Origin of the sequence: Mesorhizobium sp. UC74_2 (assembly GCF_042701485.1) — a bacterium.
Taxonomy (GTDB): domain Bacteria; phylum Pseudomonadota; class Alphaproteobacteria; order Rhizobiales; family Rhizobiaceae; genus Mesorhizobium.
Genome location: NZ_CP170562.1, coordinates 2,543,903 through 2,566,090, shown reverse-complemented (window position 1 = coordinate 2,566,090; position 22,188 = coordinate 2,543,903). Strand labels below are relative to the sequence as shown.

At 59.3% G+C, this 22,188-nt stretch carries 27 protein-coding genes and 3 pseudogenes; 22 read left to right on the top strand and 8 right to left on the bottom strand.

Going from position 1 to position 22,188, the window contains the following annotated elements:
- Positions 1-48: 48 nt before the first annotated feature.
- Positions 49-1,041 carry a tRNA dihydrouridine(20/20a) synthase DusA gene (dusA, locus tag ACFJIU_RS12395; protein WP_379071772.1) on the bottom strand — a complete coding sequence of 331 codons (993 nt, stop codon included), beginning with the start codon at positions 1,039-1,041 and terminating at the stop codon, positions 49-51.
- A 115-nt stretch (positions 1,042-1,156) separates the two neighbouring features.
- On the opposite strand from dusA, the gene ACFJIU_RS12390 reads away from it, so the two are divergent.
- Positions 1,157-2,218, top strand: a complete 1,062-nt coding sequence (locus tag ACFJIU_RS12390) for a tyrosine-type recombinase/integrase (protein WP_379071769.1) — start codon at positions 1,157-1,159, stop codon at positions 2,216-2,218.
- A gap of 27 nt (positions 2,219-2,245) precedes the next feature.
- Here the strand turns inward: ACFJIU_RS12390 and ACFJIU_RS12385 are convergent, their stop codons facing one another.
- On the bottom strand, positions 2,246-2,527 hold the full coding sequence (locus tag ACFJIU_RS12385; RefSeq protein WP_379071767.1) for a hypothetical protein: 282 nt from the start codon (positions 2,525-2,527) through the stop codon (positions 2,246-2,248).
- Between the two features lie 133 nt (positions 2,528-2,660).
- On the bottom strand, positions 2,661-2,963 hold the full coding sequence (locus ACFJIU_RS12380; RefSeq protein ID WP_379071765.1) for a hypothetical protein: 303 nt from the start codon (positions 2,961-2,963) through the stop codon (positions 2,661-2,663).
- Between the two features lie 234 nt (positions 2,964-3,197).
- On the opposite strand from ACFJIU_RS12380, the gene ACFJIU_RS12375 reads away from it, so the two are divergent.
- The 10 genes and pseudogenes from ACFJIU_RS12375 (at position 3,198) to ACFJIU_RS12330 (ending at position 9,112) form a co-directional block, all read left to right on the top strand.
- Positions 3,198-3,458, top strand: a complete 261-nt coding sequence (locus tag ACFJIU_RS12375; RefSeq protein WP_379071762.1) for a DNA -binding domain-containing protein — start codon at positions 3,198-3,200, stop codon at positions 3,456-3,458.
- Between the two features lie 80 nt (positions 3,459-3,538).
- Complete coding sequence (locus tag ACFJIU_RS12370) at positions 3,539-3,952, top strand: transcriptional regulator domain-containing protein (protein WP_379071759.1); 414 nt, start codon at positions 3,539-3,541, stop codon at positions 3,950-3,952.
- Positions 3,843-4,346 (top strand): DUF2285 domain-containing protein, encoded by a 504-nt coding sequence (locus ACFJIU_RS12365; protein WP_379071756.1) that lies wholly within the window; start codon positions 3,843-3,845, stop codon positions 4,344-4,346. Before ACFJIU_RS12370 ends, ACFJIU_RS12365 begins: the two co-directional genes overlap by 110 nt.
- Positions 4,347-4,477: 131 nt before the next feature.
- Positions 4,478-4,753: a helix-turn-helix transcriptional regulator gene (locus ACFJIU_RS12360; protein WP_379071754.1), complete on the top strand. Its 276-nt coding sequence runs from the start codon at positions 4,478-4,480 to the stop codon at positions 4,751-4,753.
- 88 nt (positions 4,754-4,841) lie between these two features.
- Positions 4,842-5,144: pseudogene (locus tag ACFJIU_RS12355) on the top strand (hypothetical protein); the annotation flags it as partial.
- Between the two features lie 76 nt (positions 5,145-5,220).
- Positions 5,221-5,676, top strand: a complete 456-nt coding sequence (locus tag ACFJIU_RS12350) for a helix-turn-helix transcriptional regulator (protein ID WP_379071751.1) — start codon at positions 5,221-5,223, stop codon at positions 5,674-5,676.
- A 104-nt stretch (positions 5,677-5,780) separates the two neighbouring features.
- Positions 5,781-6,989, top strand: coding sequence for an MFS transporter (locus ACFJIU_RS12345; RefSeq protein WP_379071748.1), 1,209 nt, complete (start codon positions 5,781-5,783; stop codon positions 6,987-6,989).
- 97 nt (positions 6,990-7,086) lie between these two features.
- Positions 7,087-8,391: a hypothetical protein gene (locus tag ACFJIU_RS12340; RefSeq protein WP_379071745.1), complete on the top strand. Its 1,305-nt coding sequence runs from the start codon at positions 7,087-7,089 to the stop codon at positions 8,389-8,391.
- 106 nt (positions 8,392-8,497) lie between these two features.
- Positions 8,498-8,779 carry a type II toxin-antitoxin system RelE/ParE family toxin gene (locus ACFJIU_RS12335; RefSeq protein WP_379071742.1) on the top strand — a complete coding sequence of 94 codons (282 nt, stop codon included), beginning with the start codon at positions 8,498-8,500 and terminating at the stop codon, positions 8,777-8,779.
- Between the two features lie 21 nt (positions 8,780-8,800).
- Positions 8,801-9,112 carry a HigA family addiction module antitoxin gene (locus ACFJIU_RS12330; protein ID WP_379071739.1) on the top strand — a complete coding sequence of 104 codons (312 nt, stop codon included), beginning with the start codon at positions 8,801-8,803 and terminating at the stop codon, positions 9,110-9,112.
- A 140-nt stretch (positions 9,113-9,252) separates the two neighbouring features.
- On the opposite strand, the gene ACFJIU_RS12325 is transcribed toward ACFJIU_RS12330, so the two are convergent.
- Genes ACFJIU_RS12325 through ACFJIU_RS12310 form a run of 4 tightly spaced genes read right to left on the bottom strand, consistent with a single transcriptional unit; the run spans position 9,253 to position 12,874 of the window.
- A complete protein-coding gene (locus tag ACFJIU_RS12325; protein WP_379071736.1) occupies positions 9,253-10,503 on the bottom strand; it encodes a CapA family protein in 1,251 nt (416 codons plus the stop codon).
- A gap of 54 nt (positions 10,504-10,557) precedes the next feature.
- Entirely contained in the window at positions 10,558-11,406 is an 849-nt protein-coding gene (locus ACFJIU_RS12320) for a transporter substrate-binding domain-containing protein (protein ID WP_379071733.1), read from the bottom strand.
- Between the two features lie 47 nt (positions 11,407-11,453).
- Complete coding sequence (locus ACFJIU_RS12315) at positions 11,454-12,203, bottom strand: ABC transporter permease (protein ID WP_379071731.1); 750 nt, start codon at positions 12,201-12,203, stop codon at positions 11,454-11,456.
- 11 nt (positions 12,204-12,214) lie between these two features.
- Positions 12,215-12,874: an ABC transporter permease subunit gene (locus ACFJIU_RS12310; RefSeq protein ID WP_379071728.1), complete on the bottom strand. Its 660-nt coding sequence runs from the start codon at positions 12,872-12,874 to the stop codon at positions 12,215-12,217.
- Positions 12,875-13,139: 265 nt separating this feature from the next.
- Between ACFJIU_RS12310 and ACFJIU_RS12305 the strand changes: the two genes are divergently transcribed.
- From ACFJIU_RS12305 to ACFJIU_RS12285, 5 genes and pseudogenes are all read left to right on the top strand, one after another.
- Positions 13,140-14,048 (top strand): LysR family transcriptional regulator, encoded by a 909-nt coding sequence (locus tag ACFJIU_RS12305; RefSeq protein ID WP_379073066.1) that lies wholly within the window; start codon positions 13,140-13,142, stop codon positions 14,046-14,048.
- Positions 14,049-14,275: 227 nt separating this feature from the next.
- Complete coding sequence (locus ACFJIU_RS12300; RefSeq protein ID WP_379071725.1) at positions 14,276-14,656, top strand: DUF982 domain-containing protein; 381 nt, start codon at positions 14,276-14,278, stop codon at positions 14,654-14,656.
- Positions 14,657-14,697: 41 nt separating this feature from the next.
- Positions 14,698-14,946 carry a hypothetical protein gene (locus ACFJIU_RS12295; RefSeq protein ID WP_379071722.1) on the top strand — a complete coding sequence of 83 codons (249 nt, stop codon included), beginning with the start codon at positions 14,698-14,700 and terminating at the stop codon, positions 14,944-14,946.
- A 380-nt stretch (positions 14,947-15,326) separates the two neighbouring features.
- Complete coding sequence (locus tag ACFJIU_RS12290; RefSeq protein WP_379071719.1) at positions 15,327-15,536, top strand: hypothetical protein; 210 nt, start codon at positions 15,327-15,329, stop codon at positions 15,534-15,536.
- Between the two features lie 651 nt (positions 15,537-16,187).
- Positions 16,188-16,547 (top strand): annotated as a pseudogene (locus ACFJIU_RS12285) (ArdC-like ssDNA-binding domain-containing protein); the annotation flags it as partial.
- A 156-nt stretch (positions 16,548-16,703) separates the two neighbouring features.
- On the opposite strand, the pseudogene ACFJIU_RS12280 reads toward ACFJIU_RS12285, so the two are convergent.
- Positions 16,704-17,206, bottom strand: a pseudogene (locus ACFJIU_RS12280) (ferritin-like domain-containing protein).
- Between the two features lie 419 nt (positions 17,207-17,625).
- Here ACFJIU_RS12280 and ACFJIU_RS12275 point away from each other — a divergent pair.
- From ACFJIU_RS12275 to ACFJIU_RS12250, 6 genes are all read left to right on the top strand, one after another.
- On the top strand, positions 17,626-17,772 hold the full coding sequence (locus tag ACFJIU_RS12275; protein ID WP_379071716.1) for a hypothetical protein: 147 nt from the start codon (positions 17,626-17,628) through the stop codon (positions 17,770-17,772).
- Between the two features lie 144 nt (positions 17,773-17,916).
- The gene (locus tag ACFJIU_RS12270; RefSeq protein WP_379071713.1) at positions 17,917-18,210 is read left to right on the top strand and encodes a DUF982 domain-containing protein; all 294 of its coding nucleotides are present in this window, start codon (positions 17,917-17,919) and stop codon (positions 18,208-18,210) included.
- A gap of 155 nt (positions 18,211-18,365) precedes the next feature.
- Entirely contained in the window at positions 18,366-18,548 is a 183-nt protein-coding gene (locus ACFJIU_RS12265; protein ID WP_379071710.1) for a CsbD family protein, read from the top strand.
- A 64-nt stretch (positions 18,549-18,612) separates the two neighbouring features.
- Positions 18,613-19,008 (top strand): PRC-barrel domain-containing protein, encoded by a 396-nt coding sequence (locus ACFJIU_RS12260; RefSeq protein ID WP_379071708.1) that lies wholly within the window; start codon positions 18,613-18,615, stop codon positions 19,006-19,008.
- Positions 19,009-19,229: 221 nt separating this feature from the next.
- Entirely contained in the window at positions 19,230-20,669 is a 1,440-nt protein-coding gene (locus tag ACFJIU_RS12255) for a helix-turn-helix transcriptional regulator (RefSeq protein WP_379071705.1), read from the top strand.
- Positions 20,644-21,987: a glucoamylase family protein gene (locus ACFJIU_RS12250; RefSeq protein ID WP_379071702.1), complete on the top strand. Its 1,344-nt coding sequence runs from the start codon at positions 20,644-20,646 to the stop codon at positions 21,985-21,987. Before ACFJIU_RS12255 ends, ACFJIU_RS12250 begins: the two co-directional genes overlap by 26 nt.
- The last annotated feature ends 201 nt before the right edge of the window (positions 21,988-22,188 follow it).

The window sequence follows — 22,188 nt, the reverse complement described above, 5'->3', positions numbered from 1 at the left end:
GTCAGCTTCAATGTCAGAGAGCAGCGAATTTACAGGGCAGGCTCTTTCTCAGGCGGCGACTTCGGCGTTGAAATCGATCGCGGCGAATGCCGCCTTTAAGATATCCGGCCCCGCACCCGGGCGTGTCGCATCGGTGGAGAGGATCTGTCGCCAGCGGCGTGCACCGGGTAGGCCGTGGAAGAGGCCGACCATGTGACGCGTGACATGGCCAAGGCGGCCACCCTGTTCGATATGACGCGCCGTATAACCGGCCATGGTGTCGATCAGAGCGGCGAAATCGAATGGTCCCGGCTGCCTGCCTGACAGGGAGGCGTCGACTGCAGCAAGGATGCCCGGCGTATGATAGGCAGCCCGGCCGAGCATGGCACCGTCGACCTGGTCGAGCTGGCTGACGGCATCCGCCACTGAAGGAATGCCGCCATTGATGCCGATGAAACGCTCCGGAAGCCGGGCCTTCAGCCGGTAGACCCGCTGATAGTCGAGCGGGGGGATTTCGCGATTTTCCTTGGGGCTCAAGCCTTCCAGCCAGGCCTTGCGGGCATGCACCCACAAGGCGTCGGCATTGGCGGCAAAGACGCAATCGGCCAAGATGTCGAGGGCAGGCTCCGGGTCCTGATCATCGACGCCGATGCGGCATTTGACAGTCACGGGTATCTTCACCGCTGCCTTCATCGCCGCGACGCCGTCGGCGACAAGCGCTGGTGTCTTCATCAGGCAGGCGCCGAATGTACCAGACTGGACGCGGTCGGAAGGGCAGCCGACATTGAGGTTGATCTCGTCATAGCCAAAATCCTCGCCGATGCGCGCCGCCTGGGCGAGCTTTTGCGGATCCGATCCGCCGAGCTGCAACGCCACCGGATGTTCGACAGCGTCAAAACCCAGTAACCGTTCGCGTTGGCCATGGATGATAGCATCCGCCACGACCATTTCTGTGTAGAGCAGCGCGCGCTGCGTCAGCTGGCGGTGAAAGAAGCGACAGTGGCGATCCGTCCAGTCGATCATGGGCGCAACGGCGATTGTATGTCCTTGATTTTTATACATTTTTCGTTTAGCATCAATCTGTTGGCGTCGATCGGCTACGCGCGGATTTTCGCGAGAATACGACCCTTTTCGCCATGTTTCGATCCCTTACTGCACACGGAGCGCACACGAAAAGATGGCCACTTATACCAAACTTTCGTCCGGTTCGTGGCGCGTCCAGGTCCGCCGCAAGGGGCGCTATATCAGCGAGACCTTTCTTCGGCGGGATGATGCACGGCGCTGGGCGATCGATACCGAGCGCCAGGTTGACCGTGGTGAGGCGCCGACCAAGTCACGCAATGCGCGGTTCAAGACCTTCAGCGACCTCATTGACCTGCATATCGACGACATGTGCGATGTAGGCAAGTCACCTTTGCGTTCAAAGGCCGCAAATCTTAGGCTGCTCAGACGGCATCTTGGAAAGTGCAACATGGCGGCGCTCGATCGCGAGCGCATCATTCGCTTCGGCCGTGATCGCGCAGCCCAAGGCGCAGGCCCGATGACGCTCAGCATCGACATCGGGATGATAAAACTCATCCTGTCTCATGCTGCCGCGGTTCACGGCCTACCCGTCAAGGTAGAGCCCGTCGATCTTGCGCGGATCGCCCTCAAGAGACTTGGTCTCGTCGGCAAAGGGCACCAACGCGATCGGCGTCCTGAGCAAGACGAACTCGACAGGTTGATAGCCTATTTTGATTCAAACCCTCTCCAGATCGCCCCGGTAGGGCAGATCATTCGTTTTGCGGTAGCAACAGCGATGCGGCAGGAGGAAATTTGCAAAGCGCGTTGGTCGGATGTGGAAGCGCGCACGCGAATGTTGCTCATTCGTGATCGAAAAGATCCGAGGAACAAGAGAGGCAATAATCAGCGCATCCCTTTGTTCGCGGCAACGGGTTACGACGCGTGGGCTATCGTTGAAGAACGGCGAAGCAAGCGGTGCAACGACGATGACCGGATCTTCCCGTTCAATTCCAGATCGGTCGGCTCCGCATTTCGCCGCGGTTGCCGGGATTTAGGTATCGAAGACCTGCATTTTCACGATTTGCGTCACGAAGCCACGAGCCGCCTGTTCGAGTTCGGATTTACAATCGAGCAGGTTGCGTTGGTGACGGGGCATAAGGACTGGAAGATGCTCAAACGCTACACTCATTTGAGGCCAGAAACTCTCCACGCGGTGCTGGCCAACCGCGCAGCATGATGCCGCCGAGGGCGAGCGATCTGGCGCTCAGCCGCCGACGGTAACTTCAGGGCCAAACATGAGTATCGGCCCATCGCTGATCGTATCGTTCTCCAGGTCGAATGCGTCGAATAACTTCGCTTTGGCATACATTGGATGGCTTGCGACGTCATTGGAGGTTTCGAAGACATAGGCGTCCTGCCGGCTGTCGCTGCGTTGGTCGATTACCAATGACAGTCGGCCAATAGTTGAAGGCGCATAGCCGGATTTCTCCGCTGCCTGATTCCTTGCCACATCTTCGGTAATGCCAATCACGACAATGTAGTTCATCGCGAGCTTCCTTCATGGCGAGGGCGTGAGCGGAGCTGGAATTTTCCGTCACAGGCAGGTCGGAAAGTCACCGCAATGGCATATCGGACGAAGCAGATACCAGCGCCAAACGAACTGGGATACCCATTGGAGATTAGCGGGGGAGGTAGCTGTCCAACCAGCGGTGGCTTTCGCTATTGAGGTTCCCGAGCGCCAAGCCGATCACAACGCCCATCGCCGTGCCAAGAAGCAAGGCTCCCGAGAAAGTTCCAGGGTTGTCTCTAACAACACCGCCGATGGTCCGGACCTCGGCTTCGATCTCATCCTCGGCGAGGGCGGCGATTGTCCGTCCGAGCTTGTTGATCTCGCGCCTAAGCGAGGCGACCTGCTGCTCGACGGCTCGGAGGCTGGGATCCTGTTCGATTTCGGAAGTATTGTCATCAGGGGTATCGGCCATGGCTGGATCCTCGCGTTGCCAGGAAGGAACGGCTCGCGACCGACGTGGTTCCGAATGCTTTCGAGGGTCACCGACTTTGGTTGCTTTTGCCACCTTCATTTGGCTCACCGCGTGCCTAAGCCTAGCCCCGATGCAAGAAACGCATCGCCCAATGTCCGACGCCACTCTCCTCGAAGCGCGCGTAATGGATAAGATAGGATCTCGACCATCACCAGAACGGCTCTGGATGAGCAGATGATTGAACCTTTCGACGACAGCGCTCCAGGCGGGGACGAGATCACCGAGTATGATCGGACCCATGTGAAGCTCTATCTGCGCCTCCTTGATGCCGAAACCGAGGGCGCTGACTGGCGCGAAGCCGTCACTGTTCTCTTTGGCATCGATCCCCTGGCCGAGCCCCAGCGTGGCAGCAGCGTCCATGCCAGTCATCTGCACCGCGCGCACTGGATGACCCGCAAAGGGTACCTGGATCTTCTGCGCAAGGGCCGCGATTGACTGACCGACTGGTCGCGTGATGCCCGTCGCGCATCGCCCGATGCCGGCAACAACCCTTCCGCCAGACGCATCGGCCCGCGATGCTTTCCAATCCGACTGCACCTTGTCTGCGAGGGCTGTTCATGAAGCCGGATACTTCAAAGTGGCGGGACGATAGCAGCTACGATTACCTCGACGATCTTTCGGTTGAGGGGCTCGCATGGGAATGCCTGCGGCGTTCTTCGGATTATCAGCAGCAATACCGGACGCTCGTTGCCGCAGGCGCGGAAGATCACGCGTTCGCGACCGCTGATCAACTGCGTTGGGGGTTGCGATTTCCCGGCAAGGCCCGACCTTTCCGCCCTGGCGCAAACCGTCCTGTGGTCTCCAGCAGTCGATCCAGGCGTGCTGAGACTTGCCGAAGTCCCCGCCACCATTGCCAAGGCGGAGTCGATGCCTGCGCTGCACTTAACGGTCCACCGCATGACGCCGAGCGAATGCCATGCTGTCCATAGCGGCGCCGACGCAACCCAGCTTGTCTTGCCGCCGGACCTTCGCTCCGACAGTTCGATCGCCGCGCTGATCCCGCTCGACGCCGACACACCCGGTCGCATCGAGGCGTTGAGCCGGCTGTGGCGGAGTTGGAAAGGACTTTCGCTACAGTCTGACACGCGCTTGACAGCCCAGCGTCGCCGCCGTCTGCGTCTCATGCTGCGGGCCGCCGACGGTCGCGAAAACGCAGCCAGCTACCGCGAGATCGCACAAGGCCTCTATGGCACGTCTCGCGTCGCGTCCGAACCTTGGAAGACTTCGCCGCTGCGCGACACGGTGATCGGGCTTGTCGAGGGTGCCAGCACCTTGATCGCGGGAGGTTATCTGCAATTCCTGCGTCATCGCCGGCGCTCATAGCCGCTTTGGACCTGCGAACGGGGTAGGGATTTTGTCCTGCCCAAACTCCCCATCCCACCTTGCGCCGCCGCTGCGCCACCCTGGTCGCCGTTCACCCCTCGGTGGACATCCCGATCATGGAGCCACGGTCGATGCAATCCGAAAATCTGCCGCCACGCTATCTGCGCACCAAGGAAGCCGCTGAATTCCTCAGCCTGTCGGCCCGCACGCTGGAAAAACACAGGACCTATGGTACCGGGCCGGACTATCGCAAGCTTGGCGGCCGTGTGGTCTATGCGGTCGAGGATCTGCAAGCCTGGGCAGACCGTGGTGCGGTTACGTCGACTTCCGACCCGCGTGGTTTGGTCTTGCCCGCCAAGCGCTATGCAGCGGAGCAGAAGCTGTACGGTGGGCGACTTCCCCGATGAGCACCATCGTCGGCAATGCGATCGATCGGGCGCTTCCTGACGGTGAGCGGTTCAGCCGCGTGCCAGCGCTCCCGGGCGCGTTTGCGCCATGCAACGTGCCGCACTCGTGGCCGATCCGTTTTTCTCCCGCACCAAGTCCGGCCGTGTCGCGTGGGACAGCAAAATCATGACCCGCGCCTGCTTCATCTTGATAACCGTCGTGGCAGCCGCGGGCCTTTCCTGTCCGCGCCTCGTGCCCCTCCTTGTCTGGAATGCTTCCGCCAGCGCACCGCAGGGCCTCTACAGGATCGACGCTGACGGACGCTACGATGTTGGCGATCTCGTCGCCGTCGATCCGCCCGAACCGCTGGCCAGTTTCCTTGCCGAGCGTGGATACCTTGCGAGAGGCCTGCCACTGATCAAGCGCGTTCGAGCCGTCGCCGGTCAGTCTGTCTGCCGCCAGCAGCGACAGTGCGGTCGAAACTGCCTTGCAGCGTATTGCCATGGAAGTCGCGCATCCCGATCCGCTCAGCTTGATCATGGCGGAGAGCCAGGCGATGCAGCTCATCGTTCAGATGAGCCGGTTGAACGGCATATCGCGCACGGTCGCCAAGGGTGGTCTGTCGTCTTTCGATCTCAGGCATGTGCTGGAAATGATCGAATCTTCCGACAAGCTGCCGACGCTCGCTGAACTGGCCAACGCGCTAGGGCTGAGCCGTTTCCATTTCTGGCGCGCCTTCAAGCAGTCGACCGGCATGACACCGCACGCATACATGGCCAAACGCCGGCTGGAAAAAGCCTCCGAAATGCTGCGCACGACCAGCCTTTCGGCGACGGAAATCGCGATGGCGTGCCATTTCGCTACTCCCAGCCACTTCACAACCGCGTTCAAGCGCGAGTTCGGCATTACGCCAACCGAATTTCGCAGGCTTTGCAGAATCTAAAAGCAGCGGAGGCGCTTTGGGGCGAGCTTGAGCAAATCGCAACGCCATTCTGAAAGCGGAATGCCGGCCGTGGTGCGAGGATCGCGCAAACGAGGCCTGTGTGCGTGTCGGATAGGGTTCACCGCTTCAGTGAGGAAATAAGCCAGAGGCCGCCGTCGGACTGGCTGCGTGCGGCTTTCCTGGTGAGTGCCCTGTCGGGAGCTGTCGGTCGCAACGGCTATTATCTGGCGGCGGCATGGATACTCGCCGCGCGAGGCTTTGGCAGTGTGGGCGTCGCGGCGTTTCTCGTCGTCGCCAGCGTCGCCGAGGTCGCTTCCAGTCCGATAGCCGGCATCATGACCGATCGCTTTGACAGGCGGCGGCTGAATGCAGCCGCCGAGTTTGCTCGATCCGTAATTGTTTTCGCAACCGGCCTGGCGATGCTGCACCTGGACCCATTGTTCACGCTGTGCGTATCGGCGGCTCTTTTTTCCGCCTGCGACCGTGTCGCGCTCACCGCCAATCAAGCCATGATCCCTGCCACCGGAAGCGGGCGGGATCCGGTGACCTGGAACGCCATTGTCGTGCTGACCATGCAGGTGGGCAATCTGCTGGCGGCACTTTGCGCCGGGTTCCTGCTCGGTTGGCATTCTCCGGCGGGGCCTTTTGCCGTCTTCGGCGCCTGCTTTCTGCTGTCCGGCGGTTTGCTTCTGCCCTTGAGGATACCGCCAGCGCTGCGCGACAGCGGCGTGGCCGCGACGACGGCATGCCGGATCCGCTCTGGCTTTCCGCATCTCATCGCCGTCTACGCACTCTTCTATGCAGGTGCGTTGCTGGTCAGCGTGCTGGCATCGACCTATGTCTTTGCCGAGCGCAAAGGCAGTGCCGCGGATTTCGGCCGCCTTGAGGCCGCCTGGTCGGCAGGATCGTTGCTTGGCGCGACCGCCCTGATCGCCATCCAGGCATGGATGCATCCCGAGGCCCGCCATGTGCTGCTTCTGGGAGCGGCTGCATTGCTGTTCATGTCGTTTCCGTTCCTGGAGGCGGTCTGGGCAACGGCGGTTTTTGCTGCGCTCGGTTTCCTCTACAATCTGGGGCGCGTCTCCGTTGAGGTTACGTTCCAGTCACGGGTCGCTGCTGGTAGCCTGGGTCGGGCCAAAGGCGCGATGCATGCGGTGGCGGTTCTGCTCAGCCTGATTGTGTTCGGCATTGTCGCAGCCGTCGGGGATCGAGCGTCTCCTTCAACGATCTTCCTCTGCTTCGGCGGGGTTCTGCTCATCGCCATGTTCGCATTGGCCGCCCTTGGGCGCCCGCAGCAGAAAGGCACGTTCTGAGGTGGACAGTCCAGCAACCGAAAGCGAGAGAAAAGCCGCAGCGCTTGGAGCATTGACTGCGCTCTATCCGTGGATTGGCGCCTTTCATGATAGACCGGTGCGCGACTATGCTCGCCATCTTTTCGAGGTTCCGGCTTTGGAATCCCAGCCGCATTGCCGGGTCCAGGCACTCGATGCCTTGCTGGAAATCATCCATAAGGCCGCGATCCGCAACCGTCTGGCACCTTCGGCCGCTGCAAGGATCTGCGATGAATTCAAGCAAAGGCCGGTGTTGCAGACCGGTCCGCATCTGCTCCTCATCATCGATCCGGAGGCCTACTACACACATGTCTTCAGCCTGCTTGGCCTCGCCGCTCACGGCTGCTCGACATATCTTTCCTGTGCCGTCTCGACGGTCAGTCTTGTCGAGAGGACACGAAAGGGGCCTGGCTGGCTGAACATCGGCGGCAAGCCGGTCAATGTTTTCGGGCTCGGCAAAAGACGGATGATCGGATCCAGTCTGCTGAGTGCATTTGGTCCCTATCGGTTCGAGCTTGCGCCCGCGCAAGCGGACGGAGACAACGACGCGCTTGCGCGTCGGCGGGGACTTCTTCCCCAAACGCAGTTCGACAGACCAGCCCACGCGATCAAGACCGCGAACCTGGCGCTGTGGCCGGTATTGTTTGGGAACGGCTTTTCCTTTCTGCAGCTCGATGACGAGGATGTCGCCGATCTGGTGGCGCAGCATCTGGCTGACGGCGGGTCATGGCTGCGCATGCGGTTGCTGGAGAATGAAACGGTCGTCTCGACTGTTCTTGAGGAGATCGATCGGCTCGCCGCCGGACCATGGCGCGGCTGGTTTATCCGCGGGACCGATTTTTTCTGGTCGTATCGGAACGGCAAGCGCACGGCGTTGCGGCTGGTCGGCGGCGAACTGGTCGAACAGGTCTCCGGCGCAGCGGTCGCGCGCTTTGCCGTTGCCGACATCATCGAAAGGCTGCTGGACCGCAGCCTCATTCCAAACATGTTCGTCACCTTCCTGGTGCTGGCGATGCTGCCGGGCGTGCGCGTGCTGGGCGGTAGCCACCAACCGATCTATTATCCTTTGATGCGCTACGTCCTTTGCCGGGCACTCGCTGCTGCCGGTGTCGACGCCGATCTTCGGGACGCTTTGGCCGCCGACGATCTGCCCGAGGCCTGGGGACATCGTGTCATAGCAAACGGCCAGGAGCCGTTTGAACTGTTTCTGGACCGGGGTTGCGACGGTTTGACAAGCCAGGTCGACGATCTTGGCGCGACGCCGCTGGTTGAGGCCTGCGCGAATATGGAAAGTTTCACCCAGGACGCGTCCTGGTGGCAACTGCACCACCGGCTGCGGGAGAAAGAGATCGCGGTGACCGATGCGCAATGGGCATTCGCTTGAGTGCGGGTTAGCGCCGTCTGGTTCTACAATAGGTCCCACCAAGTCACGTATCGCAAAATGATACTTTTTGTTGACGAATGGAGGCGTATCACGCTATGATACGTTTGTGATTAGAAGCTTCAAAGGTAAGAAAACCGGAGCTGTTGCAGCTGGCAACGCGCCCAAAGGTTTTCCGTCCGATCTAATCCGGGCCGCTCAAAGAAAGCTGTTCATGATCGAACAGGCAGTTGAGCTGAAAGACCTGGCATCACCGCCCGGCAACAAACTCCACTCCTTGACGAAAGACAGGGAGGGACAACATGCCATTCGCATCAACGATCAGTTTCGAATCTGCTTCCGTTGGGTTGATGGCCATGCAGAAGATGTCGAAATCACCGACTATCACTAGCTCTGACACGAGGAGAAACCGATGTCCGCCGTCACTTTAATCCCTTTTCATCCGGGCGAGATCCTCCGTGAAGAGTACCTTGCTCCGCTTGGCCTCAAACCATACTCGTTAGCAAAGCACCTCCATGTGCCGCGTACCAGGATCGAGCGCCTTGTGGCGGGGCAGACATCGGTTACCCCCGACACCGCTCTTCGATTGGCGAAGTTTTTCGACACCACGCCCCAGTTCTGGATGAACATGCAGACTGCGTTCGATCTCGCCACCGAAGCTGTCGCTAAGAAAGCCGAAATCGCGGCGATTCATATTTATGCCGATGCTCGCTTGGCTGCTTAGTCTGCGCGCAATTCGCTTCGCAAATCGAAATTGTTGCAGTCGAACAAAGAGACAAGCGCTTAAGATCGAAGGTGGCGCGGCCCCACTGTCGTACCACGCCGGCCTACGTTTGCTTTCGCCATCCCGGTTGCGGCACTGGCTCAACCGGCCTTGCGCCCGGCGGTCAGTACCATGCGGCCGAAAGATCGGGAAATTGCGATTTCGGTTCCGAACTTGCGCGAGCGGGCGGCGAAGCCCTGCAGGATATGGTGCCCAACCTCGTCTGTCGCCGCAAGCGGAACCGATCGCTCCGTCGCGGATTTGCCGGCGTCTCGCGTGCTGATGACGACAGGCAAAAAGTCGATGCAGGCGAGGGTGCCGCTGCCGTCATAGCGGCAGGTCGCGACAATGCTTTGCCAGATTTCCGGCGCGCTCCACTCGGTTTCTTCGGCCGGGACGTGGAAGAGGAAGTTGCCAAGGCCGTAGAACAGCGGCGCGCCTTTGTAGAGTTCCACCGCCTGTAGCACCGGCGCGCCGTGACTGACGAACAGGTTGGCGCCGGCATCGACGCAGGAGCGGGCGAAATCCTGAACCCAGCCCGGCACGTCATGCCAACCAGGCTCCCAATGGTGGTGATGCAGATAGGCGATGACAAAGTCGCCGCGCGCCGCGGCCCGCCGCATCACCGACAACTGAGCCTCGGCGCTGTCGCGATCGATCTCGATTAGCCTTCCGCGACTGTCGGTTTTCCTGAAGATCGTCCCGTAGAGATTGATTTCGCTCTCTGCGTCCACCGCAGGAGGATCGTTCGGCTGGGTGTAGTTGCCCACGTCAACCGGCGTCATCTGCAATTGCTCGGCCAGCCTCACCAGCCGCTGGAAATCCTCATCCGGCACGCCGATCCTGCGCAACGTCTTCAGTCTGTTGACCCCAGGCCGTGCCGGACGGGTGGGCGTGCGATTTTCCGCATACATGTTGTCCGGCCCCGGTCCGGCGTCGATGGCGACCAGCGTTACGTCCCGGGCGCCGAGGCGTTGTCGGCCGGGGCGCATCGCGTCGGTCTGGTCGGTTCCGATGCCGGCATGGAGAAAGCCGCGCGACCAGACCTCGTCCAACGTCGACAGGACGCCCGCCGAGCCAAGATCGAAGGCGTGGTTGTTTGCAAGCGCGAGCGCGTTGAAACCCATCGCTTGCAGGCTGTCCAGCACCGCCGGCCGCGCATAGTCGAAATATTTTCCCTTGGTCGGCCAGCCGCCATGGCGCCCGAGAACGGTGGCTTCGAAATTGGTAAAGACGACGTCGCCTTGCCTGAGGAAATCCAGCACTTGAACGAAGCGTTCGTCTCCTACATGGGCGACGTCGTTCTTGATCAGCGACTGGCCGGTGACAGCCACGCAGAAGGAATTGGTCATCGAGCCCGCCTTGAAAGGTTCGGAATGGAAATCACGTTGATCTGGACGGGTCCGCTATTTCGAGGCCGCCGGAGAGATGTCGGTCTTGAACCACTTCAGGCTCAACGTCTTGATCGTTCCGTCGGTAATGGCCGCCTCGAGGGCGGTGTTGAACCGTGCCAGCAACGCGCCATCCTCCTTGCGCATGCCCGCGCCGACGCCGGGCCCCCAGAGACCGCCATTGACCTGCGGGCCAAGGAAGCTCGCACCGGCCCCTTCCGGCGTCTCCAGGAAGTCGCGCCATGTGAAATAGTCGGCGAGGCCGCCGTCAACGCGGCCAGCGGCAAGGTCGAGCTTGAGATTGTCGAGACTGTCATAACTGCGCAGTGTCACGACATCGCCGAAAAGCTCCTTCAGCACCGCTTCCGAATTCGAGGAGCGCAGGACGCCCATCGTTTTCCCCGCCAGAATTGACCTCAGTCGGTCCAGGACGGCTTTGCCGCCGGCATCGATCGCAGAAAGGTTCAGGCGTTGCGTGGTATCGCCTGGCTCGAGGCCCAGCTCCTTGCGGACCACCAACTGGTTATAGCCGGACGCGTATGGGTTGGAAAAGGCGATGGATTTCTTGCGTTTTTCGGTGATCGCCATGCCGGACATGATGACGTCGTACTTGCCGACCAGCAGCGCTGGAATGATTCCGTCCCAGTCCTGCGCCACGAATTTGCACTGCACGTTGACGCGCCGGCACAGGTCGAGGCCGACATCGATGTCATATCCGTAGAGTTCGCCCTTTTCGTTGGTGCCGTCCCAGGGCGGCGAGGCGCCTTCGGTGGCGATTGTTATCACGCGGGGCGACTCTGCTCTTGTCGGCAAGGCGGAGATCATGGCGGCGACAAATACGGTACCGGCCAGAACGATGCGCATCAGGACACCTTTATGAGTTGGATGTTGAGGACAATTGGATGGGAAAGTCACGGCATCGGTGCGGTAAACCGCTGCTCTGGTATGGCCGGATCGAACCGCGGCCGCCGCCACCGTCTGGCGGTACCATCGGTGGCGAGCTGCTGTTCCAAGAGCTGGGTCGCCTTGACGACAAGCGAGGTCAGCAGCAGATAGATGGCTCCGGCGACGATGAAGATCTCATAGGGCGCGAAGGTAATCGACACCATCTGCCGCGCCATGCCGGTCACCTCGAGCAACGTCACCGTGCTGGCAAGCGAAGAGCCCTTCATCATGCCGACCACTTCGTTGCCGTAGGCCGGAAGCGATATCCGGAAAGCAATCGGAAAGGTGACGAGACGCGCCACCTGCATGGGTTTCAGTCCGAGCGCGGTTGCCGCTTCCGTCGCGCCCTTCGGAACCGACTGAAGGCCCCGGCACAGGATTTCGGTCGTGTGCGCGGCGCTGTTGAGGGAAAAGGTCAACAAGGCGCACCAGAACGGGTCGCGCAATATCACCCAGAAGACGCTGGCTCTCACCGCCTCGATCTGGCCGAGGCCGTAGTAGACAAGGAACAGCTGGACCAGCATTGGCGTGCCGCGAAAGACATAAGTGTAGGACAGCACCGTCAGCGACAGGGCAGGGCGTGCGAAGGCGCGCATGAAGGCAAGCGGTACCGACAGGATGAATCCCGCCATCAGCGCCATCGCCGTCAGGCTCAAGGTAATGGCGAGGCCCGACGAAAGCACCATTACCGCCGCGATCATCGTTTCGAAGTCCACGCGCATGCCTCCTATCGGCCCAGGGCCGGGTAGCGGCGTTCAGCCGAGCGGATCGACACGAGCGTGACAGTCGTCAGCAGCAGATAGAGGGCGGACGCCGCAAGATAGAAAGTCAGCGGCGCGCGCATGGATCCTGCGCCAAGCGAGGCGACACGCATGATGTCGGTCAGGCCGACGATCGAAACCAGTGCGGTGTCCTTGAACAGCGAAATCCAGAGATTGCCGTAGGCAGGCAATGCCAGCCTGCACATCTGCGGACCTATGACGAACATCCATCGCTGCCAGGCGTTCAGCCCGAGCGACTTTGCCGCTTCGGCCTGTCCTGGCGGGATGGCTGCGATCGCGCCGCGGAACACTTCGGTGGCGTAGCCGCTGAAAACCACCGTCAGCGCGACGGTGCCGGCGGTGAAGGCGTTGATCTCGACATACCGTCCGGCGATCCTGCTCGCCAGCGCAGTGCCGCCGAAATAGATCAGCAGGATGATGACAAGTTCGGGCACGCCACGGACGATCGTTGTGTAAGCAGTGATCACTCCCGTCACTCGAGGGGCGCGCGCGTTCTTCAAAATAGCCAGCATCAGCCCGAAGACTGTGCCGAGAAAGCCGCTGACAAGACCAAGTCCGATCGTGATCAGCAGCGCTCCAGCAAACTGGATCGCAAAGCCGTTCATGTCTGCACCAATATTATGGATGGATTTCGAGAAATCGCGCGCATCACTTGATAAATCGCGCTGATTTTTGCGTATGGTTGTCGTTTTTTGTTCAGGTAACCAAAGATTAAATTTGATTCTATGCCTAAATTATCGCCAAAAAATACGCGTTCAATCTATAATTTGCATTATTTTCTCTATAATCTTTGGTTATATAGTTTCGTTATTTGTTAGGAATTTCGCTGAGCATGCGACTGTCGTCGCGGTGTCGGCAAGGAAGCTGAACATGGAATTGTCGCACAGCGGCCTGAAACTTCGGCAACTTCAGGTTTTTCGTGAGGTGCTACGGGCCGGTTCGGCACGGCGCGCTGCGGCCGTGCTTGGCATAAGCCAGCCGGCGATCAGCCAGCATGTCAAACAACTCGAAACAACGCTTGGCATCGCTCTGTTCGAACGATCGGCAAATCGCATCCAGCCATTGCAGCAAGCCTGGGAGCTTTTGCGTAATGTGGAACTGGCGTTGAATTCGCTGGAGCGGCTCGAAACATCGATCCTTACGATGAAGACAGATGAACGGCAGCCGATCTCGATCGCGACACCTGCCGTGTTTTGTTTTGTCACCTTGCCAAAAGTCGTTGCCATCATCCGCCAGAAAACCGTCTCCAACGTCCGCACGATCTCGGGAACCTACGAACAGGTAGGCGAACACATCCTAGCCGGGCGAGCCGATCTCGGAGTCTCCCGGCTACCCGTCAATCCGCAGCTTTTCGAATGGGCGCCGCTTGGATCGGCACGCAATGTCTGTGTCTTTCACCCAGACCATCGTTTCTCGAAACAGACCCGCATCGAGGCGCATGATCTGGCCGGAGAAACCATTGTCGACGTCGATCCGCAATTTGCCTCACATCATATGAATATGAACGCACTGCGCTTCAAAGGCATCGAGCCGGATATAGTGGTGGAGTATGACTCCAGCGGCCATCAGGCTGGTTTTGTGTCGGCCGGACTTGGCGTTTCGATTACCAATGAAATTATCGCGCGCGAGTACGCCGCCTTCAATGTGGCCGCCCGGCCCGTCGATCCGTCAGCGGTGTATCATTACGTTGCGATCTGGCAGAAAGGCAGGGTCTTTTCCGATCCTCTGAGGGTGGCGCTCGAAGCGATCCAGTCCACTTTTGCCGCCGCCGCGGAATGAGAAAAGCCGGTTGACGGTATCCGCAGCGTCCGGGTTGCCATCCTTACTTCGAAACACCCCACCAATCGCCTCGTCGTCGGGAAAGACACGCAGTGATTACAGGTTGTTATTTTTCGTGATCGGGGTCGGTTACTTTTTGGGAACTTAGGCTTCGGGGAAGGGTTTGGAGCGGCACCGGACCTGTGAGCGGTCACGGCTGATGAGCAACGCATCTTGGGGAGATTTCATTGCCGACATTCAAGCCTGTCGTCTTCAAAACGACGAGTGGATACGAGTTCACCGTGACATGCCTGCATGACGTTTTCAAAGTGCTGGCGATGGGTTGGCCAAACAAGTGTTGCGAGCGGTACACCGAGGCGGTTCAGTTGGCGGAAAAAGCCAAGCAGGGATGGTGTACGCCGAAGTCCGCCTACGAGGCTTTCGTCGACGCCGCGCATGCGCAAAAACGCATTGTCGAGCCGCGACCGATGCTCGATCGCGTCATCATTGAGCTCTCAGCTCTCGATCCTGAGAATTTCAATCCGCATCCCACAGCGCCAATGATGCCGTTTCGGGGCAGGCGCGCGGCCCATGCCGGGGCCCGGGGACCTCGCAAACAATACGTCTAAGGAGCGCGCGTTGGCACGCAGGCATCTGTCAGGAGGTTAACATGGCCGTTCTTCGCACCAGCGGCATTGCTTATCCTGGCGATATGCAAGCGCTCAAACGGATCTATGACGATCTTTGCAGTAGGCGAGGGCTTCGACAGGGCAGCCCGGCGGCGGAGGATCTTGCGAAAGCGACGATGGACCTGTTCAAGCAGGGCGTCTTCGATGAACGTGAGATTGCCGAGACGCTCCAGCTCTATCTCGATCGCAAGACGTCAGGTTCCAGTTTTCAGCCGGCCCTTGCCGCGTAGAAGCACCTCAAGTGACGGAGCTTCAGCGCGCAGGTCCTGAAGGAAACCGCCGGCTCATGGCAAAGGAGACTTTGCCATTAGCCGGCGTCGGCGCGCCGGATTTTGGAAGTGGCTGCGGCGGTTGCCACATGCGTGGCATCGCCGCCACGTTGCGAAAAGTTGAAGCCATTTCGTCCGCGCGAAGAAGCTCACCGGAGACGGACTTCGCAGCCTTGCGAGCGCGCGGCAAAAAGTGGATGGCCAAGCGACCAGCAAGGTCAGATCCTGCGTGAAACCCGGCTGGCGTCCATAGCGTCAGGGCTGCTTTTATTCGGGTGGTTACCCGCGACTTTCACCTTTCGTCCTTATCGAGCTATGCTGCTCGGCAAAGGAGACACATCATGCCAATGCGCCAACTGTTGGAGGGTGCCGGCGTGTTTCAGCCTGAGGAAGTAGCCTTGCTTACCAGGGTGTTCGACGCGACATGCCGGAAATTCGAAAACGTCAGCGACAGGGAGCAACGAGCGTCCCGGATCATTGCCAATTATCAATTGGGAATCAGGGATGAGGCCGAATTGATTGAACTGTCGCGGCAACCCTTAGGCCGCTGATGCCATGAGCCGGTCCGATGTTGTGTGAACACCATCGGACCGGCTCGGATCGCCAACGGAGCGGGCAATTTCCATCAGCCCACTGCAATGGTTCATATCATCAAGTGGTTCCGAGAAACTATGACTGCCCATATTGGGAAGCTCTCGGACGCCACTGTCGCACAGAGCCTGGAGCGAAGACCAAGGACTTGCAACCCTGCCGTGCAAGCGGCCAAGCCTTCGTCTTCATCATCGACCAGGCGACCAATCCCTGAGCCGCGTAGAAGCGCCGGACTGTCTGGTTCGCGTCGCCGCGTGCAGGGCACGATCCTGCTAAGGGCGACTTCATCACTCGGGTCTTGGATCGACCAGTAGCAGGCAGCCCGTTGGGCTGAGGCGGTCGCTGCCCTGCCGGCCAGCGCAATTTCTTGATTGGTCCTTCCCGGTGGCGCGGTGTGGGCGGCTCTCCCTTCTAGGCCCGCCGCGGCCGCCCGCAACCCTTCGCTGTCGCTCGGGGTCCTCCACTTCGTTGCGGTCCTTCGGATGCCGACTGCCTCTGACGGCGGGCCTTTCCGGTCGTTTTCGCCGCCCACCCCGCTTCCGGGGAAGGCGCAGCGAGGAGCGGAGACCAGATCATGCGCAAGACCAGCAAACATCCAGCCCTTGGCGAGGTTGGCAAGGGAGGGCGAGCAATCGCGGATAAACCTCTATTCCGAGATCACAAACCGCATCATCGCCGATCTCGAGCGCGGTTGTGTGCCTTGGGTCAAGCCGTGGGGCGCGGCGAAAGCCGGTGTCGGACTGCCGAGGAATGGCGCTACGGGGCGTGGCTACTCCGGCATCAACATCCTGATCCTATGGGGCGCGGTGATCGAACGCGCCTATCCAAGCCAGAACTGGCTGACCTTCCGGCAGGCGCTGGCGCTCGGCGGTGGCGTCAGGAAGGGCGAGCACGGCACCACCATCGTGCATGCGGATCACTTCATTCCCAAGGGGGAGAAGGAACGGGCCAAGGCCGGAGATACCGAGCCGTAGCGGCTGTGGGATTATCGTCTTCCCGATCTTCCCGAACTCGGCCTCCTGCAGGATGGCCTTTGCCAACTGCAGCCGCAGCGTCAAATCCCTTCCCAGGGCGAGAAATCTTGTACGTACCTGATGGAGAGGTTCACGACGGTAGCCTGGGAAAGCTCAGGCTGCGATTTCCAGCGCCCGATTGTTGGCGTCACTTTCTGCTAGGGAGGCCAGGGTCTCTTCAGCTTCCTGTTCCTCTTGCAGAGTGACCTCGAGAAGATCAGCGGCGTCGATGATGTCGAGTTTCCGCGCCCATGAAACGAGGGTCTGGTACAGCGCGATCTCATAATGGCACGAGCAGCTGCCAGAAGCCCGGCGTCGATGGCTTGGGTGTCACGGTAGTCCTCAACGATCCAGGAACGCTGTTCGATAAGGCCGTCAATGGCGGGGCAGATATTGGTTTGAGTCGATATCTTCAGTCGCGCGAAGACGCGCTCAAGGCGTTGAATTTGGGATTGTGTCTGCTGCTGCTGAATTTTGAACGCTTCAGAGACATTTTGCGTTTCGGGCAGGTCCGCAATCTCTCGATATGCTCGCGCTATTTTCTTTTCGGCATAATAAGCTTCTCTAAGACCGCTGACGAACAATGCTTGAAGGTAGCTTTCTGCTTTAGGAGTCATGGCTGTCTCTCCTCTGCACGGTAACGCTTGGCCCCTTCCGAAGCCAACATCCGAAGTGGGACGTGGTTCCGAGAAAGAGGCTGTTAGACAGGATCGTGATCACGCTTATCAGCGGCCAGTGGCCTGGAGCTGATGGATCCCGTCGGCGAGAAAGCCTTTAGCGGGGTAGGCAGCGGCAAGGTTGATGACGCTCATGTTCTAGGACGCGCGTCGATACCGGTTCGCCACCAGGGTGGACGCCTATTGTAAGCGCGTCTCTGCAAAAGCGGCGAGGCTAGTGCATTTGCATCTGCGATCCCAGATGCAGTGGTATCTGTCGGGAGGTGGTGTCCGACAGCTATTTTGGGCTGTTTGATGCCAGGCAACCGGCGAACGAAAAAATTTGGTTCGCGGGTTCTTGCTAGGGAAGGATGGCCCTGATGGCGCTGAAAACAAGAAGCAAGGACGCCGGGTGGAACGGGAAAGGGCCGATAGACGGTCCAAGTCTTGGAATGGCGATCGCCCTTGGCTCTATCATCACCTTTTCGATAGTCATGGTCGCGATCCTGGCGATTGTGTTGCTGTGAGCACGCCTTCACAGGTGTGTTTCATCAATCGGACACGCAGTTGCATCATGTCGGCTGATGCAACCGCTTCTTACGAAGCACAACGCACAAACTACCTTGATGGCTGGCGGTGAGTTTTCCGCAAGCCAATGCAGGGAGGGCCTCGTGCGCAACGTACTTATTGATCCTTTTGTGGTTTGCTTCCCCATTCTGGGCGCGACCATCATCCGCAACACCGATCAGGTCGCGGATATCCTTTCCAATCATTGGCACGGAGCTAAGGGTCCACTCTACATGCTGGCGGTTCAGATCTCGATGGAGCACATGCTGTCAAAGCGGCGGCCGCACGAAGTGCGGCAAGCTATGCTGGCTGCCGCGGAAGAAGCAGGCTTTCCGATATCTTATGAGATCTTAAATGCGCCAGGAAGCGACGACCCACACACTCGGCCTTCGCCTTGATTCTCGAAAGGTCGGCCTCGGCAGGCTTAGCTGATGCATTTGCATCATGTAAGGTGAACCTGTCGCGTCTTTCCAGGCGCAACCGCCATTCATATTTTCCGTTACCCGAGCGCCTTCCAGGAAACGTTTGGGCAAGATCAGAATGGAGAAAGACCATGGATAAGGATCGCATCGCAGGTGCGGCAAAACAGGTCAAGGGCACCATCAAGGAAGCTGCCGGAAAGGTTACCGGTGACAAAAAGACCCGGGCGGAAGGAAAGGTCGAAAAAGCGGCTGGCAAGGTGCAAAGCGCGGTCGGTGGCGCCAAAGACGCCCTGCGCGGCGCGCTAAAGAAATAGTCTCCCCGCTCGCATCATTGCGTCGCTTAAGTCGGTGTCGACCGGATCCGATAAGGAATATCAGATGAAACATGCACTTTTGGGAGCGCTTCTGCTGGCAGCCACGAGCATCCCCGCTTTTGCTCAGACCGCGACGGTCACGCCCGCCACCGAGCCGCGTTTCGTGTCGGTGACCGACACCAGCGTGCTTTCCTCCAATCTCGTTGGCCTCAGTGTCCTCAATGCGGGTGGCGAGACCGTAGGCGAGATCAAGGACATCGTTCTCTTGGCTGAAAAGGGTGTTGGAGGATTTGTGGTTTCAGTCGGCGGCTTCATCGGTATCGGCGAACACTATGTCGTTGTCGATCCGGCTTCGCTGACAATGGCTACGACGCCGAAATGGCAGGCACGGATGAATACCACGGCGGAGCAGCTCAAGGCAGCACCCGCCTTCACTTATGAAGGCAGCTGGAAGAACTGATCTGGCTCTGAGGCGTGAAGCATTGCCCGATTTGTCCACTTCCGGGGATGCTTTTCGCAAGGTGCATGGCCGGCCGGCCCTGTCGGTCGGCCATGTTCTTCAAGCCGCATGCGCGATAAGGTCGGCTCATGAAGTCCGATGTTCCCGATGAAACCATCTTCAAAGAGCAGGCCGAACGGCGGCAGCTGCAGGAAATCATAGCAGGGCTTGGCGAGGGCATCGTGCTGATCGATCCTGCTGAGGGCATCGTCTGGGCAAACCAGCAGGCACTGGCCCTGCACGATGCTACTGAGCTTTCCGATATTGGTGCCAGCGCCGCGGACTATCGCAAGCGTTTCGTGCTCAGGTACCGCAATAACCATATGCTCACGCCCGATCAGTATCCGATTGATCGTCTGCTTTCGGGGGAAACGTTTGACGACATCACGGTTGAGGTAACCAAGGTTTCGGCGAAGGCGGAAAGCTCCTGGCGGTGCGTTCAGCAACTGCGCGGAATTGCGCTGACCGACAGAAATGGCAAAGCGGAATCCTTCGCGCTTGTCATCCAGGACGTGACGGAACGTTTCACGGCCGAAGAACGCTTTGAACGAACCTTCAATGCCAACCCGGCTCCCGCGATCATCTGCCGACTGTCCGACCTGCGCTACGTGAAGGTCAATCAGGGTTTCCTGGAAATGACGGGCTATGCCGCTCCGCAGGTGCTCGGCCGCACAACCTATGAGATAGACGTGCTGGAGGCTGCGTCCAACAAGAGCGAGGCAATCACCTCATTGCGGGAAGGCAAGACCATTCCGCAGACTGAAGCCAACCTTCGATTGCCCGACGGGGGCACGAAGCTGGCGATCGTGGCGGGACAACCGATCGAAATCGGCGATGAGCCCTGTATGCTTTTCACTTTCATGGACATGGAGTCGCGCAGGAAGGCGGAAGAGGCGTTGCGGCAAAGTGAAGAACGTTTCGCGCGCTCCTTTCGTCTGGCGCCGATCCCGACTCTTCTCGTTGCGCGCAAGGATTGTCGGATAGTTGACGTCAATGATGCCTTCATATCAGCGCTGGGTTATGGCGAGGAGGAAGCCATTGGCCGAACGGCAATGGAACTGCCGATTTGGGTCAGCAGCGCGGCGCGCCGCGAATTGGAACGCGAGGTCGAAAAAACCGGCGATTTCCGTGACATGGAAATGCAATTTCGTACGAAGCGTGAGGAAATCCTCGATGTTCTCCTCTCCGCTGGAACTGTTTCGATCCACGCGCAGGAATGTGTACTGATCGTGCTTCAGGACATCACCGAGCGCAAGCGATCCGAAGTCGAGTTGATCGCGGCTATCGAAGCGGTCATGCAGGACACGTCATGGTTCAGCCACACTGTCATCGAAAAGCTTGCCAGCCTGAGACATCCAGGCAAATCGAACAAGGCGTCTGCGGGACTGTCGGTGCTGACAGACCGCGAAAAGGACGTTCTGGGGCTCATGTGCCAGGGTCTGAGCGACGCCGAAATCGTCAAGACGCTCAACCTGACGCGCAACACCGTGCGCAATCATGCGGCCCGCATCTACAACAAGACGGGTGTCCACAGCCGAACCGCTGCAGTCGTTTGGGCGCGGGAGAGGGGCTTTACGGGGCCGGCAAGCAGGAAGAATGCTGCCAGCCGTCAGGATACCTAGCTCATTCGTCGCACTGAAAGGTTCGGATATCGGTTCACCTATGGTCTGCGACGCGACGATGCTGGATGCGTTCCAGCGCCGGGCACTTGATTATTTCCTGCTTCAGGCAAATCCCGTAACCGGCTTGGTCGCCGACAGGGACCGCCCTGGCTTTCCCGCAAGCATAGCCGCTACTGGCATGGGATTGGCTGCTTACATAGTGGCCGCGGAGCAGGGATGGATGAGCCGCGAGGAGGCCTGCAGACGAACGTTGATGACCCTGCGTTTCCTCTGGAGCAGCCACCAGGGCCCTGAACGGTTTGCAAGCGGCTATAAGGGTTTCTTCTATCATTTCCTCGATATGAAAACCGGGCAGCGCACGTGGAATTCCGAGCTTTCCACGATCGACACGGCATTGCTCATGGCAGGCGTCCTCCTATCCGCTCGCTATTTCCATCTGGATTTTGAGGGCGAACTGGAAATACGCGGCCTTGCTGACAATCTGTATCGCCGTGTCGATTGGCGCTGGGCTCTCAATGGCGGCCCTCTTATCTGCCATGGCTGGAAGCCCGGCCGAGGGTTTCTGCCCTATCATTGGGTCGGTTACGACGAAGCATTGCTCCTCTATGTGCTGGCGCTCGGATCGCCTACGCATCGCGTCGGCCCTGAAAGCTACGCCGGCTGGCTGTCAGGGTACCGCTGGAAGCGGCTCTATGGACAGGAATTTCTGTATGCTGGCCCTTTGTTCATCCATCAGTTCTCGCATTTGTGGATCGACTTTCGCGGCATTCGAGATGTGGTCATGCGCGAGAGAGGGATCGATTATTTCGAAAACAGCCGCCGCGCGACCCTTGTCCAGCGCGAGTACGCAATTCGCAATCCACGCGGTTTCAAAGGCTACGATCATAACAACTGGGGTCTGACGGCGAGCGACGGTCCGGGCAGGCGGTTGGACACAGTCGACTCGGCAGGGCGGCGGTTCTTTGCCTACCGAGCGCGGGGCGTGCCGTTTGGTCCGGACGATGGGACCGTTTCTCCATGGGCGGCTTTTGCCTCGCTACCGTTCGCTCCCGAGATTGTCCTGCCAACCGTTAGGCACTTCCACGCGCTCGAGCCGGCGCATGACCGGTCCTGCAGCGCGGGCGCGACGTTCAATGCGACATTCCGCAACAGCGATGGCGGCGGTTGGCGCTCAACGGATCACGTCGGAATCAACCAAGGCCCAATCGTGATTATGTTCGAGAACTATCGCTCAGAACTCATTTGGCGCTTGCTGCGAACATGTCCCTACATCATCGATGGGTTGCGCTCAGCCTGCTTCACTGGTGGCTGGCTCTAGCTTGGAAACGTGACCGGAAGTGAGATGGGAGACATTTCTGACTTTCCAATCGCCGGCTGGGATACGCCAACGCAGAGAATGTTTAGCATGCATATTTGTCGATCGAGTTGATTGAACCGGAACGAGAATCCGATAGCCGACCAACCGAAGCTGCAATCATGGCGCGCGGGGAGGCCCGGTCACTGTCGTGCCTGCTTACCA